At 58.5% G+C, this 13,933-nt stretch carries 8 protein-coding genes; 4 read left to right on the top strand and 4 right to left on the bottom strand.

Annotation, left to right across the window (positions count from 1 at the left end; translation table 11 throughout):
- Positions 1-455 precede the first annotated feature (455 nt).
- The 3 genes from LB520_RS05205 to LB520_RS05195 form a co-directional block, all read right to left on the bottom strand.
- The gene (locus tag LB520_RS05205) at positions 456-2,186 is read right to left on the bottom strand and encodes a hypothetical protein (protein WP_224636687.1); all 1,731 of its coding nucleotides are present in this window, start codon (positions 2,184-2,186) and stop codon (positions 456-458) included.
- Positions 2,183-3,904, bottom strand: a complete 1,722-nt coding sequence (locus tag LB520_RS05200; protein WP_224636686.1) for a HEAT repeat domain-containing protein — start codon at positions 3,902-3,904, stop codon at positions 2,183-2,185. The genes LB520_RS05205 and LB520_RS05200 overlap by 4 nt, the downstream gene beginning before the upstream one ends.
- Positions 3,905-4,259: 355 nt before the next feature.
- The gene (locus tag LB520_RS05195; RefSeq protein ID WP_224636871.1) at positions 4,260-5,402 is read right to left on the bottom strand and encodes a hypothetical protein; all 1,143 of its coding nucleotides are present in this window, start codon (positions 5,400-5,402) and stop codon (positions 4,260-4,262) included.
- 914 nt (positions 5,403-6,316) lie between these two features.
- Here LB520_RS05195 and LB520_RS05190 point away from each other — a divergent pair.
- The 3 genes from LB520_RS05190 to LB520_RS05180 are packed head-to-tail and all read left to right on the top strand — an operon-like array spanning position 6,317 to position 12,653.
- Positions 6,317-8,830: an ABC-three component system protein gene (locus tag LB520_RS05190; RefSeq protein ID WP_224636685.1), complete on the top strand. Its 2,514-nt coding sequence runs from the start codon at positions 6,317-6,319 to the stop codon at positions 8,828-8,830.
- The gene (locus tag LB520_RS05185; protein ID WP_224636684.1) at positions 8,827-9,522 is read left to right on the top strand and encodes an ABC-three component system middle component 1; all 696 of its coding nucleotides are present in this window, start codon (positions 8,827-8,829) and stop codon (positions 9,520-9,522) included. Before LB520_RS05190 ends, LB520_RS05185 begins: the two co-directional genes overlap by 4 nt.
- Complete coding sequence (locus tag LB520_RS05180; RefSeq protein WP_224636683.1) at positions 9,519-12,653, top strand: AAA family ATPase; 3,135 nt, start codon at positions 9,519-9,521, stop codon at positions 12,651-12,653. Before LB520_RS05185 ends, LB520_RS05180 begins: the two co-directional genes overlap by 4 nt.
- A 162-nt stretch (positions 12,654-12,815) precedes the next feature.
- On the opposite strand, the gene LB520_RS05175 is transcribed toward LB520_RS05180, so the two are convergent.
- Positions 12,816-13,043, bottom strand: coding sequence for a helix-turn-helix domain-containing protein (locus LB520_RS05175; RefSeq protein ID WP_224636870.1), 228 nt, complete (start codon positions 13,041-13,043; stop codon positions 12,816-12,818).
- A 246-nt stretch (positions 13,044-13,289) separates the two neighbouring features.
- On the opposite strand from LB520_RS05175, the gene LB520_RS05170 reads away from it, so the two are divergent.
- Positions 13,290-13,715 carry a hypothetical protein gene (locus tag LB520_RS05170; RefSeq protein WP_224636682.1) on the top strand — a complete coding sequence of 142 codons (426 nt, stop codon included), beginning with the start codon at positions 13,290-13,292 and terminating at the stop codon, positions 13,713-13,715.
- Positions 13,716-13,933 lie beyond the last annotated feature (218 nt).

Here is a 13,933-nt window from a genome sequence, read left to right as displayed (position 1 = left end):
GGTTAAAGTGTTCGGAAACGTGCCTACTCGTCGTTCCAGATCACCCTCCGCACCATGCGCACCCTCGACCAGTCGCCTAAGGCGTATCTACACACCTTGAGCGGCGCCGAGCACTGGGTCGTCGTCGCTTCGCTGATCGAGGCTTGCAGGCTGATCGACGTCGAGCCACTCAGCTATGTCGCCAACGTGCTCACCAGGACCGTCAACGGGGAACCCAAACGGCCAGATCGACGATCTCCTGCCTTGTGCCTACATCACCGATCAAGAGCGTAAGGCCGTGGCCTGAGAACACCGCTTACGTAGCAATAGCGCGCTGATCGATTGTGGCAACAAACAATGCCGCTTCCCCATCGCGGTCCAGACAACACGTATCAACGCACGTTGTATTGGCAGCACTGTAGAGAGGTGGAGATTGACGAGAGTCGACGCACAACCTCACGTACGTTTGGATTAGTTTAATCGGAAGCGTTGCCCGAATTGGCAATGTTGCTCTCATCCGGTAGCAGTGTCATCGTCCAAAAATGTGGTGGAATCGGCAATCGATATGTCAGGCAAGCCATTAGAACGATCGGCCATAGCCCATACCTCATCGCTGAAAGCTCATCGAATTCCTTGCAAGCGATGATCTCTTTGCGAATCTGCTCAAGCAGAGCGCCCGGACCGTTTGCCGTTCCGAGGTGTGCGATGCAAGAACCATGTACCTCGGAATTCAGATATAAATGCTCTTCCGACGTCGTATCCGGTATCCATAGCTGCCAGGTACTGTGCGTCATGTCTTTGACGTGGAAGTCAGCCAAGATGGCGAAGCTCTTCGCATCTTGAAAAATCGCCAACCATACGCCGAGTGTCGGATAAAGGATGCTGCCCACTGTCGCTTCCTCTCGATAACCCTCAACTGCTCTCGGGTGTAGCGCAAGGTCTGCATAATCGCGGAAGACGCATGGGTATTTCCCATTGGCTCGATAACTGAATATCGAGGACAGGGTGATTTGCTCGATCCATCGCCGTAAAAAATCAAACGCCTTGCATTGCATCAGAAATAGGCCGACGGCCGTGATCTCGATAGCGTGGTCGTCTCGCAATGGGGTGTAGAGAACTGGGTTGTTTTCGATCGTATTGCAGATCATGTTTAGCGATTTCTGCAACTCAGCGTCCAGGGCGGCTTGAAAAGCTGAGTCAGCTTTTTCGTACGTGAGCGTTTTTGTGTGAATTAGCCATAACCCATCTATGGCCAAACGTCCAAGAACCTGGAACAATTTCAGGTTGATGTCTACACTCGCCGGAGATGGAATGGAAACACCAAGCCCATCTTCAATCGCGCAGTAAGGTGATACATGTTTCTCAACGAATGAAGAGGCGATGATGCGGTTGAGTTGCATCATTTTTTTCATCACCTCCTCCAAACCTTTGGCGAGCTTGGACCTACCGAAATGAGCGTGAGACAGATGCCACATTCGCAACGTGGCGATGACGCTTGTTGAATAGGCCGCTTCTAGATTTTCCGCGTCGCGGCACCAGACAAAGACAGTCCAGCTTGCTAGGTAGATTTGACGCACTAGCCGAAGGCGATCGAAAAGGTTTTTCGGCTGTGTGTCAGCTAGTTGCCGCAGCAGTTCTTCGAAATGCGCGAGGCAGACGCTTGGTTCATCGACCAGTGCGACGGCCTTTCGAAATGATGTCTGCATGGCCTTCGGGAAAATGTTCTCGCGGAGCAGGCCTGTGGCGATCAGGTCTGCAATGTGGTCGCCATTCCACTCCACGAACTCGAGCATCCCGAGTTTTGTCTTCGCTTCGATGAAGCCTTCCACCTGCGGCCTTACATCCTCCTGCATATCCCCACCGAAACAAATTGCGACTATGACCGGCAAGTCCTTGTACCGAAGGGGTACATGCCTGGGGACGTAGACTTCGATGATCTCTTCGAGCGAAGGTCTCAACGCCTGATTCCCCCTTGTCCAATTGTCCCTGGTCAGGTCGCCGGACTTGATCGAAAGGAGAAACAGCGACTTGTCTCCCGTCTGAGGATGGAGCCCAATCGCCGCAACATCGACGCCATATTGGCGAGTTCCGCGTTTAGGGCGTGAAACGACCGTGTAGCCGACTTCACTCATGATGTCTGGCAATACCACGTCGAGTTCGTCCCTCTCGTTGAGGGACGCTAAATACTGTTTCAGAAGAAGCTTCACTCCGGGCGCTCCTCGATGCGAAGCCGATAGATGAGGTAGTTGAGTCGGGCTGGATAAAGAATATCCATACGCGGCAATGCGGATGATGTCTCAACGCTTTGCAACTGCATCACCTGCCGGATAGGCTCGCCGGAGCTGTCCGGATAAATGTAGACGACAGATGAACGCCCGTAGAGAAGGGTGCTCTTATGAAATAACCCTGCGAAGATAGAGTTTTCTTCGGCTATTCGGCCAATCTGTTTGCTGCGTTCGTGTGCGATTTCCGTTTGGACACGCCGCTCCAATGTGGACGGCTGCATCGCCCTATTTGGTGGCAAAGCACGTAGCGGCGTTTGGTAGCTGCCGACCTGTTGCTTCATCCGTTCAATCGAGGGTTTGAGCCCCTTGCCCGGATAGGCGCTGTTAACTTTATCAAAGAGGTCGAGGTCAGTTGGATAGTTGCGAAGCCAGAAGGATGCGATGTCCTTCTCTAGTAGCTTTCGTTTATGGAGTTTCAAAGACGAAAGACATGCTGACAAGAGCGACACCGCCGGCCCATGGTCGAACATCAGGTATGCATATATCTTGTGTGCAAGATAAAAAATCTCAGCGTCGCTGAGGCTGAATTCGTCGAGTTGAAAATCGTAAATCGACTTGTCGAGGGGAGGAAAGAACGCGTCGAGTTGGCTACAAATTTGATATTCACCACCCAACAGCCAATGCGTGACATACCAGCCGTGTGCATCACCCGCTGAGGTTTGGATCTTGTGGACCAGCGAATCGAATTTCTTCAGGGGAGGAGCTGCCTCTGCCTGGCTTAAGATCGCAGTCAATGTCTCGAAAACGAGATGGCGGTCCTTATCAATATCCATGCTGTAGAGCGCAGCGTCGATCAGGTCGAGCGTCCGCGCATCGTCGCTTTGGACGGCCTTCATAAGCGCGAGCACTTTTTCTTTGAGTAGGGGAGGAAAGGCAGCGCGATGATAGGCAAGCCCAGCAATCAACTCGTTACGGACATTTTCGTTTGATCGATCGGCTACCTCTTCCAGTTTCGCCACAAGCTCAGCTGATTTGTCGGTCTGCCTCTCAAGCAGGCGGATAATTGCAAAAGCAGCAGCGCGCTGATTTTGCGGATCATCCGACGAGATCAAATCAGCGAGTCGTTCGGCTGCAAGCGTCTCGTCCCCGTCAGAATACTCAAAGGCGCCGAGCATATGTGTCGCTTGGCGTCTAATGGAGGGCCATTTGCTCTTGGAGAGTGAAATGGCTGCGTTCAGCGCTTCAGATGGTGCTTTCGCCCTCCACGCTTGGAGCACCGTGCCCAGGAACTCGCTGTCCCGGTCTGTCTCCGTGATGATATTTGCCGCTTGGTGAATTTGCGCGGGATTGGCCGCGACCCATGCTTCGAAGCCTTGGCCTATCTGGTAGGCGAGGTTGTCAGACGCCCTGTCGCCCAAAGTATGAACAAGCGAGACTACGCGCTCCGTTGTGTCTCGAATCTTGCTTAGAAACCCCTCAATGACGTGCGCTATTCGCGTTCTGTCTCGGCTTGAGAATTCCGCTATAGGAAGTGCCTCAAAGTACGAAATTCCGTCGAAGGTGTTATCATTGTGCATGTCCGCAAGGACGGTGCCGACACCCCTTAGGGAATCGAAACTCAGTGCCGATACTGTGGGCCACAGCGAACCGTTCGACACCGCCTGCTTCAGTTGTGCAATTGTAATAGGATGGTCACTCATCGGTCTTGTTCAACGTAAATTGGTTCTGCTGAGAGAGCCGTCAGATAGAGTTCGATCGCATGGATTGCTGTTAATCTGAACGGCGCGCGTGTCAAAGGTTTGCCGGGCCGGCCGAGCTGGAGGAGCAGATGTGCTGCCTTTCGGTATTCTGCCGCCAGTTCGTGAACTTGCTGACAGGATGCAAGCTCACCAGGATATTTGCGTTCTTCGATCGTCATTTGCGCAATGAGAAGATGCTAAGGGGGAGCACAAATTTCTGGCGTCTCGGGTCTGTTGCCGGCACTGTGATATATCGCTTCCGTGGTGTCGCCCTGGAGCCCGATGGTCGATCAGAAGTCGACCGTCGGACAATGTATTATAGCGACGGCTCGTTGAGGTGCGTTAAAATTTGGCCAGACCGCACTGGATCGATCCTATCAGCCTCTGCGAGTGCCCAACGTTGCCATGCTTCCAGTGCCGAGGCATCGATATCAGCCGAACCATCATCGATCGCGCGACGGACGCGCTCAACAAGCGTGCGAATGTCTTCAGCCTGACGCAGCAGCTCCCCGCTGGTCCGCAGGTTTTGCAGGCGCTTTTGGTTAAGTTGAACCAGCCGTTCCTGGCGTTGCTTTTCTTTTTCAATCCGCTCCCGCTCTGCATGTTCCTCGGCTTCCCGCAGGCCAAGTCGAAACTTCTTCTCGCCCGCCACGATGATCGCAGCCGCAATCTCAGCGATTTTAGATTCAAGCTTGGTGTCACCGTCGTCTTGCCAAGAAACAGTATTTTTGCGGTCGAAACCCGGATCGATCCGCAGCGCAAGCGCAGTTGATGACGGCAGGTCTGGCGCCGGCCGCAGGTATCCGTAATGACGCTCGGTGCGGTGGCTGCCGACTATTCCGATGTCCAATCCAATATAGGTGTCTCCGATGGTTGCTCGCGCATGAATTTCTCCATCGCGCTCGTAGGCATCACCGTCATGGCCGCGCTTGCTGAGCGCCAAAAACAGCGCATTGAAGATTTTCAGCCGCCGCTTGCCAAGTGGATTGTCGAACTTGGGTTCGTCAAAGGTCCACTCGCGTTCTGCGTTTTTGTCGCGGCGACGCTGCTCCTGCTTGAGCAGTTGAACAAGCCCTTTGTAGGGCCTGTCCAACGCCTGCGGGACGGAAACTTTGCCGATCGCCTTCAACTCCTGTGCGCGGAGTTCGTCGAGGTCTTCTGGAACCAGAGCGGATGCAAATGGCCCACTGGATGGCAGAGGAGCTGCAATCGGCAGGACCTTTTTGAAGCGGGCGTCGACACTTGCTCGGCCCGTTTCACCGGGGCGTCGTGGTGGTGCCTTGGGCAGTGCTGGCACCTTCTTTCCGGCACGGATTTTGTTCCAATATCCTTGCGGCGGCGATGCAACCCCACATCGCGTCAGCAGCTTCTTCAGCCCGACGTCGGACAGTTCGAGCTTCGCCGCCAAGTCCCGCATCGGTGCAGACCAGGCAAACGCAATCAGATCGTCGGGCAACACAAGGATTTCTCTCTGCCACACGCCGGCTTACCTCCATTTGTGAACCAGGCTGCTTTTGGCACGCTCTCGCAGTGTCGATATGACAGGCCGGCCAGTGCCATCTAAGGCCAAATCTGGCGGCTCGAATGTGCCTTCGATCGTGCCGGGAATGCCCTTTCACCATCACGGCGGCTGCAGATCCGCTGCAGCTAAAAGCAGCGCTCCGGTGGGCATCAGCGGTGCGCTCCAAAGGCGGGTGCTCCCTTTCGTAGATGCTCGGGCAAGAGCGGGCTGCCGGACATTGCCGCGTGGTGAAGGAGAGTCAGAAGCAATCGAGGGAGGGCCGCGAAAACACGACCGAGAACGATGGCAAGATAAAAGGGCGCACATTGTGCGGCGGTCGGTTGGCTGTTTTTGCTAGGTTTTTCGCCGCTGCCCGAACATTGCGAGTACTTGCTGCAATGTGTGATTTCCCACTAATTAGTTGAGTCTGCTTGGGAATTTGCAGGTTGCGAGGCGCGTCGTGCTGGCTTCGGATTGCGATCGCTCAGCAAGTAACACGTTCGTTGCTCGTCGCTAAATGTCCGCAATGGTGCCGGTGCGGACTGACAGCTACTGGCAACAAAATCGTGGAGAGCGATCGCCCGTCCACGTGGTGCTTTCGATTGTTAGTCGAGTGGCCAAATCTGAAGCGGTTCGTGGCCGTCAGCTTTATTAACGTTAGGCGCTGGCAAATCCACAGCGCGTTCCGCTGGTATTAGTTTCAATGCTTCCAGAATCTTGCGACATTGTTGCTTCGTCGCCATAACCTTCGGTACCAATTGCCGAAAACGCGCGCTGTTTGACGGGGGGATTGTTGAAACTAGCTGTAGTCTTCGCCGACGCTGGCATCAATGCCGCGGCACGCTGTCCGTCGGAAGGAAGGGCGCGGCGCGTTGGCTGAGCCTTTACTCCCGCAGGATGTTATCGACGGCGCGGCGGTTCGCGAGCGACCGAACCTATTCGTGATTGGGTGCTATGACCGGCGCATCACTTTTTACTCACAGCAAGTCAGGGCGCTGTCGCTCGTTCATGCCCTCAAGGATCTAGGCTACCTGAATGCCAATCCGCGCATAGCGGTGATCGGCGGCGGGGCGGCCGGAGTTACAGCTGCGGCAGCAGCTGCGCTTGTATCGCAGTCCAGCGTAACTCTGTTCGAGACGGCGGGTGAACTGTTGTCGCTCCAGTCAACCACAGCGCGGCGGCGCCTCGACCCACACATCTACGACTGGCCTGCGCACGACACTACCGACCCGATCGCCGATCTGCCAATTCTAGATTGGGAGTCCGGCACATGCCTGTCGGTGCGCGACGATGTCCTGTTCGGGTTCGAGCACATCGCCCTTCGCCTTGCGCCGCGGCTGCAGAAGCGCACACGGCATAAGGTGATCGGACTTGCCTCTGCAGCCGACGGATACGACGTCAGCTTCATCAATCTGGATGCGGCGCCTCCTGGTCCAGGGCAGGAACCAACCGAGCGGTTCAACATGGTATTGCTGGCGGTCGGCTTCGGGCTTGAGCCGGACGAGCCTGTACAGAATATCCAGAGCGCGAGTTATTGGTCTGATGCCGGCGTGCCCGTCGCCGAATTCCAGGGCCGCCCTACGCCGCGGTTCTTTGTCAGCGGCGCCGGCGATGGCGGCCTGATCGACCTCGTGGCGGCCGGTGCCAACGATTTCAACCATGCCGGCATGATCTCCATGATCTCTCAGCATCCGGGCATTGCCGACCTATCAGCGACTCTTGCGGCTATCGATGTACAGGCCCGTACGGCCGATGCAGCCGGCGCACGATTCGACTTCATGGCCGCCTATGATGCACAACTGCTCAACTCGCTCACAGCGATCGGGTTGCTCGCCGCCGTCGCTCAGCAACTGCGCCCTGGTGTGCGGCTGACCTTGCAGACCCAGCACGCCGAACTGTTCGAAGTATCCACATCGACGCTCAACCGCCTAGCCGCCTATCTAACCATCAAGGCGTGCGAGGCCGACGAGCAGCGGTCGTTCCGGCATCTCCAGTGTGGCGCCGTTGCGCGGGTCGATGCCCCGAACCCGGTGCCCGAAGCCCCAGCCGCGTTCTGGCTCGATTGTGCTGGCGAAACGGTCGCGGCAGACGCGGTCATCGTTCGTCGTGGCCCGTTGCGCGCGGTGGTTCGGGCACCGTTTGACGGTCATCTGGCGGGCTACGAGGACACGCATAAGGAGTGGCTCTCCCGCCACGGCGATGCAACGCTGGTTCCCAAACTATCAGGGCACGCGCGGACGCTTTTTCTGGAAGCGGCGCGCAACGCCGGTATTCCCCTCGCGCCGCGCTGGCAGCGGCTCGCCGCACAGCAGTTGCCGATTTCGGTTCAACTTCGCCGTCATGCCGACCGCGTGCGGTGGTCGGGGGCGATTGCGCCGGACCAGCTCGTCAGAGCCTGGAGCGAGGATCAAGCGTTCGACATTATCCTGCCCGACGGACCGAGCGACCTTGGAGCCGCGGCCGGCGCCGTCCTGCGCGTGGCGTGCCATAGCCGCGTCAGCCGCCTGCATGCTGCACCCGCCTTGTGGACGCAGCATGTGCGTGCCTTAAGCCTCGACTCGCTTCACGCGGAGGGCATGGCGATGCCGACGATCGCTGGCGGGAACCCGGGCGGCGCGGCACAGAATCCGGAGGAGGTCGTGCCTGACATCCTCGCCAGGCGAATCCATCGCTCGCTTGATGCCTGGATGCTGGGCCGGCTCAACACGCATCTCCAGCCCTTTTTCGCGAGCAATGCTGACCCCGGTCATCACATTGGCCTATCGGTCGCCAATAGCGTCCGCACCGCGATGGCGACGATGTGGGCCGACTGGCAGTCCTCGTTCGCCGACGATCCGGCACTCCTCAACCACTTTTTGAGACTGATGATCTGCGCAGTCGATGACGATGACAATCGCGACGCAGCACAGATACTGGTCGGACCGACGAAGTGGAAGGAGATCGTCCGCGGCACCACCGTCGCGCTTGCGATTGCGGCGGCTTGGCAGACGACTTCGCCGAAGGGCGCTCGTCCTGGCAATCTGGTGCGCGAGCGCGAGGGCGACAGCGCCTGGGCAGGTCATGGGTGCGCGGCGGATCTGATCAACGGCAGTGACATGTCGTTGTGCGCCGCTTCCTACATGTGGCAAACTCAGTTCGTCATTTTGATCGTTAAGGGCACGATTGAAGTTGCGCGTATCGCCGAACGTGCCTTCGCGCAGATCGAATCCGATCAGCCGGCCCTCAGCGATACCGATGGTGCTGGCCCGGTAATCATGTCGATCAACCGCGAATTTTCCGAGGCGATTGCGGCGGGCCTGGGCGAGCTGCGTGCATTGTTGGCAGGCGTCGAGGCTCGGCATTTCGAGGTTCTAGACAAGGCGATTGAGAAAGGCGGCGCGGCATGACCGATGGTTCGACCCTATCCCCCGGCTTGGCTGATTTTGCCGATCGTCTCCGTAAGGCGGCGGCAAGGCTCGACCTCACTTTTGAGGACCGTGCGGAACTGGCGAGTTCGACGTTCAACGGCGGATCGACCAAATCGACCTCGCTAAGTCCAACCGATTTGCCCGCGGAGTGCTATGCCATCCGCATCAGTCGCTTCCATATCGTGCTCGCCGTACTGCCCGAAATCGCCACGCTTGAGGCGGTGCGCGAGACGTTACGGCGTTGCCGCAACCAGTGCGTCGTCGCGCGCTCCTATCTGGGGGCCAATGAGACGCTCGACTTGCAGTTGATGTTGCTCGGGCCACGCGCGAGTGAACGGCAGGAAGCTTGGCGCGCGCTCGCGTTGATGGTCGAGCGCGATGATCGCGTGGCGCGCAAGCTCGCCTGGTTGCGGCCTGAAGACGAGCAACGGGACCAGCAAAGCTTTGCCGATTTTCTCAAGCGCACGTTCCTCGCCCGGCCCTGGATTCATGAGGAAGGTAAATTCGAGGATGCGGCCCTCGACGAGCTGAGCGGTAGCGGCGCATCGATGCCCGGACTGCCGCGGACGTTGGCGGACGAATGGGAGCATATCGCGCTCGACGAGAAAAAGTCGCCGGACGATATCGTCACGGCGCTTGTTAAGGCATGGGAACGGAGAGGTCAGGCATGAGCGAGATATTCCTGTCCCATGTTGGAATCCACGATTTCCGCACCTTCGGCAACTTCGAAATCGAGGTGCCGACTGCGCCCGGCTTGGTGCTGCTCACCGGAACCAATGGGCTTGGCAAAAGTAGCTTCTTCGATGCTATCGAATGGGGTCTGACGAATAAGATCCGTCGTTTCGAGCCTTATCTGCAGAAATCCAAGAAGAAGCTCGTCGAGGAGGACTATCTCACCCGTCGCGGGGCCGACCCGGGCTCGCACCGCGTGTCGCTGACATTTTCCGGACATGATCCGATCGAGCGTGGCGCGGACAGCGGCACACCAATGGCGGACATAATCGCGCAGCTCGCGCGACCCGACCGACGCACGATCAACGACCTCGGCACCTATCTCGCCCTAACCCATTTTCTCGGGCAGGCGGCACAGCAGCGGTTCACCAGCCGTGATCCGCGGGATCAGTGGCATGCGCTCAAAGGCCCAAGCGGCATCGACCGGCTCGAGAGAATTCGTGCCGGTCTGCGGGGACGCCCAACGGTTTCAGCATTCACGCGGCGTATCGAGCAGCAGCAGGCGAGCGTTACTGCACTTGAGCGCCAGATCGCCGACTGGCAGGGGTGGATGACGCGCCTCGAAAGGCTGCGCTCGGCCGCTCGCGCGACCGGCGTTCTGTCCGCCGCGGAGTTATCCGAGCGCATCGACCAGCTCGAAACCAACTTGCTGCAACTGACATCAGGGCAGCCTCTCGCCATTACCGGTGAGAATATCGGAAGGCGCTTGGCGGCGGTCGGCGATCGGATTCGTGACGCGCTCCATTCGACCGGTGAGCGAAAGAACGCCTGTGAGGCACTGGCGCCGCTGGCAAGCCAGTTCGCGATCAGCCGGTCTGAGAGTCGCCTCGACACCCCCAACCTAGTCAGGTTGCGCAGTGAGTTAAGCGATGCCCAGGCGCGGCTTGATCATGCGTCATCACTTGTCGGTTCAACGAGCGAGGTGCTCACGGCGCAGCAGGCCGCCATCGCCACGATCTATCAGAACATCTCCATTCTCGACGCTACTCGGACTGACCTTGCGCGCCGCGCTCAGCTGGCCGAACTGATTACGGCCGACGAGACGGATCGCGTGGGATTGATTGAAGCGATTACCACGCACCGCGTCGCGCTCGAAACTGCGGACGGCACCATCAGCGCGCATGCCGACGCCGTCGCTGAGGTGGCGCGCCTGCGCAGCCTTGCGGAATCCGCCAAGGCGCTTGAAGAATCGCTAGTAGACTATCTCGCTCTGGAAGCTCAAACCGGAGAGGCGAGGGCCGCGCTGGCACAGGGGCGCGAGGCCGCCGTACGAGCTGCGGCGGACCTTGCGCCGCTCGAAACGCAACTGGCTGAAATTGACCGCCGTATCGCCGACGCGGAGCAAGAACGCGCGGAAGCTGATCGTCATGCGACAGCGATCAGCGGCGCACTCTCGCAGCTGGCAAGCCATCTGCACGATGACGACACAGACTGTCCAGTGTGCAGCACTTCGTTCGAGCCTGGGGTGCTCAAAGCGCTAGCCGAAGCTGCGGCAGCGGGCAGCGACAGCCGGTTGGCCCAGGCCGACGAGGCGCTCGAAGACCTTCGCACCTCGCGGCCCGATCTGATCGGCAAGATTGCCAACCTCAATTTGCAGATTGCGGCGGTTGAGGACCTGGAACGAGCGGCGACTGTGGCTGAAAGGGCGGCGATCGACGCCCGTGCGGCGATCGCACGAACCCTGGATGTGAGCAGCGATAGCGATCTCGTGGCCATCGCGGCAATGCGCAGGCGGGACGCCGACGCCGCACTCGCTACAGCCGCGGCGGCGCTCGCCCCGCTGGCGGCGAACGCTGCTGCCGCGACTGAACAGCGTTCATCCGCCGCCAATGAACTAGATGATCTGATCGGGCGCGAAAGCCTTCTTGGCGCCCGGCTGGCACAGTTTCAAGCCGAGGACACGGCCTGTGCGGACAGGATCACCGCTCGCAATCTGTCGAATGCCACGATAACCGATGTCGAGAGCCGCCTGACATCGGAACGCATGCAGAGCGAGGCGGCTCGAAGCCGCCTAGCCGAGCTTACTGACGCAGCGAGCGCCGCGGCGGCTGCAGCGCAAAGCGCGCAGACGGCGGTCGATGCGGCGCAGCGAGAGCTGGCGGCGGCGGAATTGGCTCGCGCCAACGCGGAGGAAGCGGCGCGTCAGATTCAACTACGCTGGACCCGGGAGGGACTACCAGACAGCCCCAGCCAGGTCGGCTATGATCGTGGTGTTGCGGTGCTCGACGCGACCCTCGCCGGGTTGCGCTCTCTGGCCGAGCGGCAACTCGCGCTTGCCCATGATAATGAGGACGCGTTGCTTCAGACCGAGATCGATGAGATCACTGCATCAATGCGCCTCGGCGGTGGCGACGACGGCGTCGGCGATCCGGCGGCGTATCTCGCGGCACTCAAAGCGACGCTCGATGCTGCGAAGGCAACAGTCAAGCTAACAACCTCGACGCGTAATGCGGTCAAGCGCTATTCGGAGGATCTACAATCCCAGGCCGAAGACTTCTCCAGCCGTGTGCTCGATCCGCTCAACACGGTTATTGACGATTTCAACGAGGCGATGCTGAGCACGCCAGGCGAGAGCATCCAGTTCAAGGCCGACACGCGCGTCGATGCCACTACCTTCGGCATGGCGCTGCGCTATCGCGAGAAGGTTGAGAATGCCATCGAGAGCAAGAAGGACTTGCCGCCGCAATTGGTGCTGAGTGAGGGTCAACTTGCTGCCAATGGCTTCAGCATTCTCTGCGCCGCCAGTACGGCATATCCCTGGTCACGCTGGCGCGCTTTGCTGCTCGACGATCCGCTCCAGCACAATGATATCATCCACACTGCGGCTTTTGTCGACGTTATGCGCAACATGGTCGAGTTGAATGGCTATCAGTTGATTATGTCGAGCCACGATCGCGGCGAGAGCGATTTCATCGCCCGCAAGTTCGATGCGGCGGGGCTTCCCTGTACTACAGTTCTCCTGACCGCGCCGTCAGACAAGGGAGTTGTCTGGGCGCCTCCCGAGCAGAATCAGGCGGCCATCCGAGTTCTGCGCAGGGGCAATGAAAAGCCGAGCGCCAGCACCGCATGAATACTGGCGGTAACCAAAATCGCCACGGGCGATGCTGGTCTAAGTGGCGAGAGGTCAGCTTTTGAGGATCAAGGGATCCTACCGGAAAGACTGGCGCAAAGCCGCCGCTCGCTTGCTACGGCGCCATTTTGAGGCGCGCTGGCGAGCGGCTACGTTCGGGCCTTAGTCCAAATGATCGCTCTTCGATTTACGAATGAGAATTTCCGGCTCTATTCCAAGCGCCTCGGCGATGCGTCCGAGAACCGTGACACTGGCCGACACGTCAGCGCGTTCAATCGCTCCTATGTAGCGAGAACTCAAGCCCGAGCGCTCTGCTAATTCCTCTTGCGTCAAATGCCGCCTGTTTCTGGCGTGCCGCAGATTGGTAGCGAAGATGTCCTTTAGGTCCATCCCGAGAGATAACTCGCGAATGGAACGATCATTCCAGGAACGATGGTTCCTATTCGCAGTTCTGTATGCTATGAAGTGAACCCCCTTCGTCAGCATGATGGTCATCTGAAAATGAATGACGCCTCTGAAGCTCCAGTCGATAGCCGCCGCCCTCTCGATCTCGTTTTGGCCCTGTGGAGCGAGTGGCAACAAGCTCGATATGTTTCGTTGATGCTATGTCGGGTGCAGCAGCGGTTAGAGGCGCGAATGATGGTCGATACCGGAATTCAGGTATTGACTGCAGGCGTATCCGCGCCGCGTCGCAGATCAGCAGCGACTTCCGCAGCAGGCTTTCAATATGCCAGAGCGTGTGAAGCTGAAGTTTTTGCCATGACCGAGGTGCTCAAACTTCAGGACGCAATGATCGACCTCCGGTCTTCATCGCTCCTTGGCATTGTGGCTAAGTTGGAGATGATTGTTGGCGCGGACCGCGATATCGATGATGTCACCGATTTCCCATGGCCGCATATTGCATCCGTCCTACGAGATTTGAAGGCGATCACTGGGGATCTAGGTTACAGTCGACCAGATCGCGCCAGTACCCGTGCCGACGTTGCGCGACATTGGAACCAAGCCAACGACCTCATGACGGCGCTTTCGGCCGAGGATCCCCGACGGAATGTGCCTGTCTGATGAATTTCGCGTAGCCGTCGTAGGCGCGGGCTCCCCACTTAGGGGCCACCCTCCCGTGGGGAGTGATGCGGATGGCTGCAACTTGGAAAGCTCGGCGACTGCCCGCAATGAGCTTCGCTGTTTACGCAGCGCCGAAACCATGTCTCTGCCCAACCTCGCTGAGTTGACCCCTGTCCGATTTCTACGCTGCAGCGTGCCAATTGCACGATTGACCGGCC

Origin of the sequence: Mesorhizobium sp. CA12 (assembly GCF_020165255.1) — a bacterium.
Lineage (GTDB): Bacteria > Pseudomonadota > Alphaproteobacteria > Rhizobiales > Rhizobiaceae > Mesorhizobium.
Note: the sequence above shows the minus strand (reverse complement) of the source record. Positions and strands in the feature narration are given on the sequence as shown.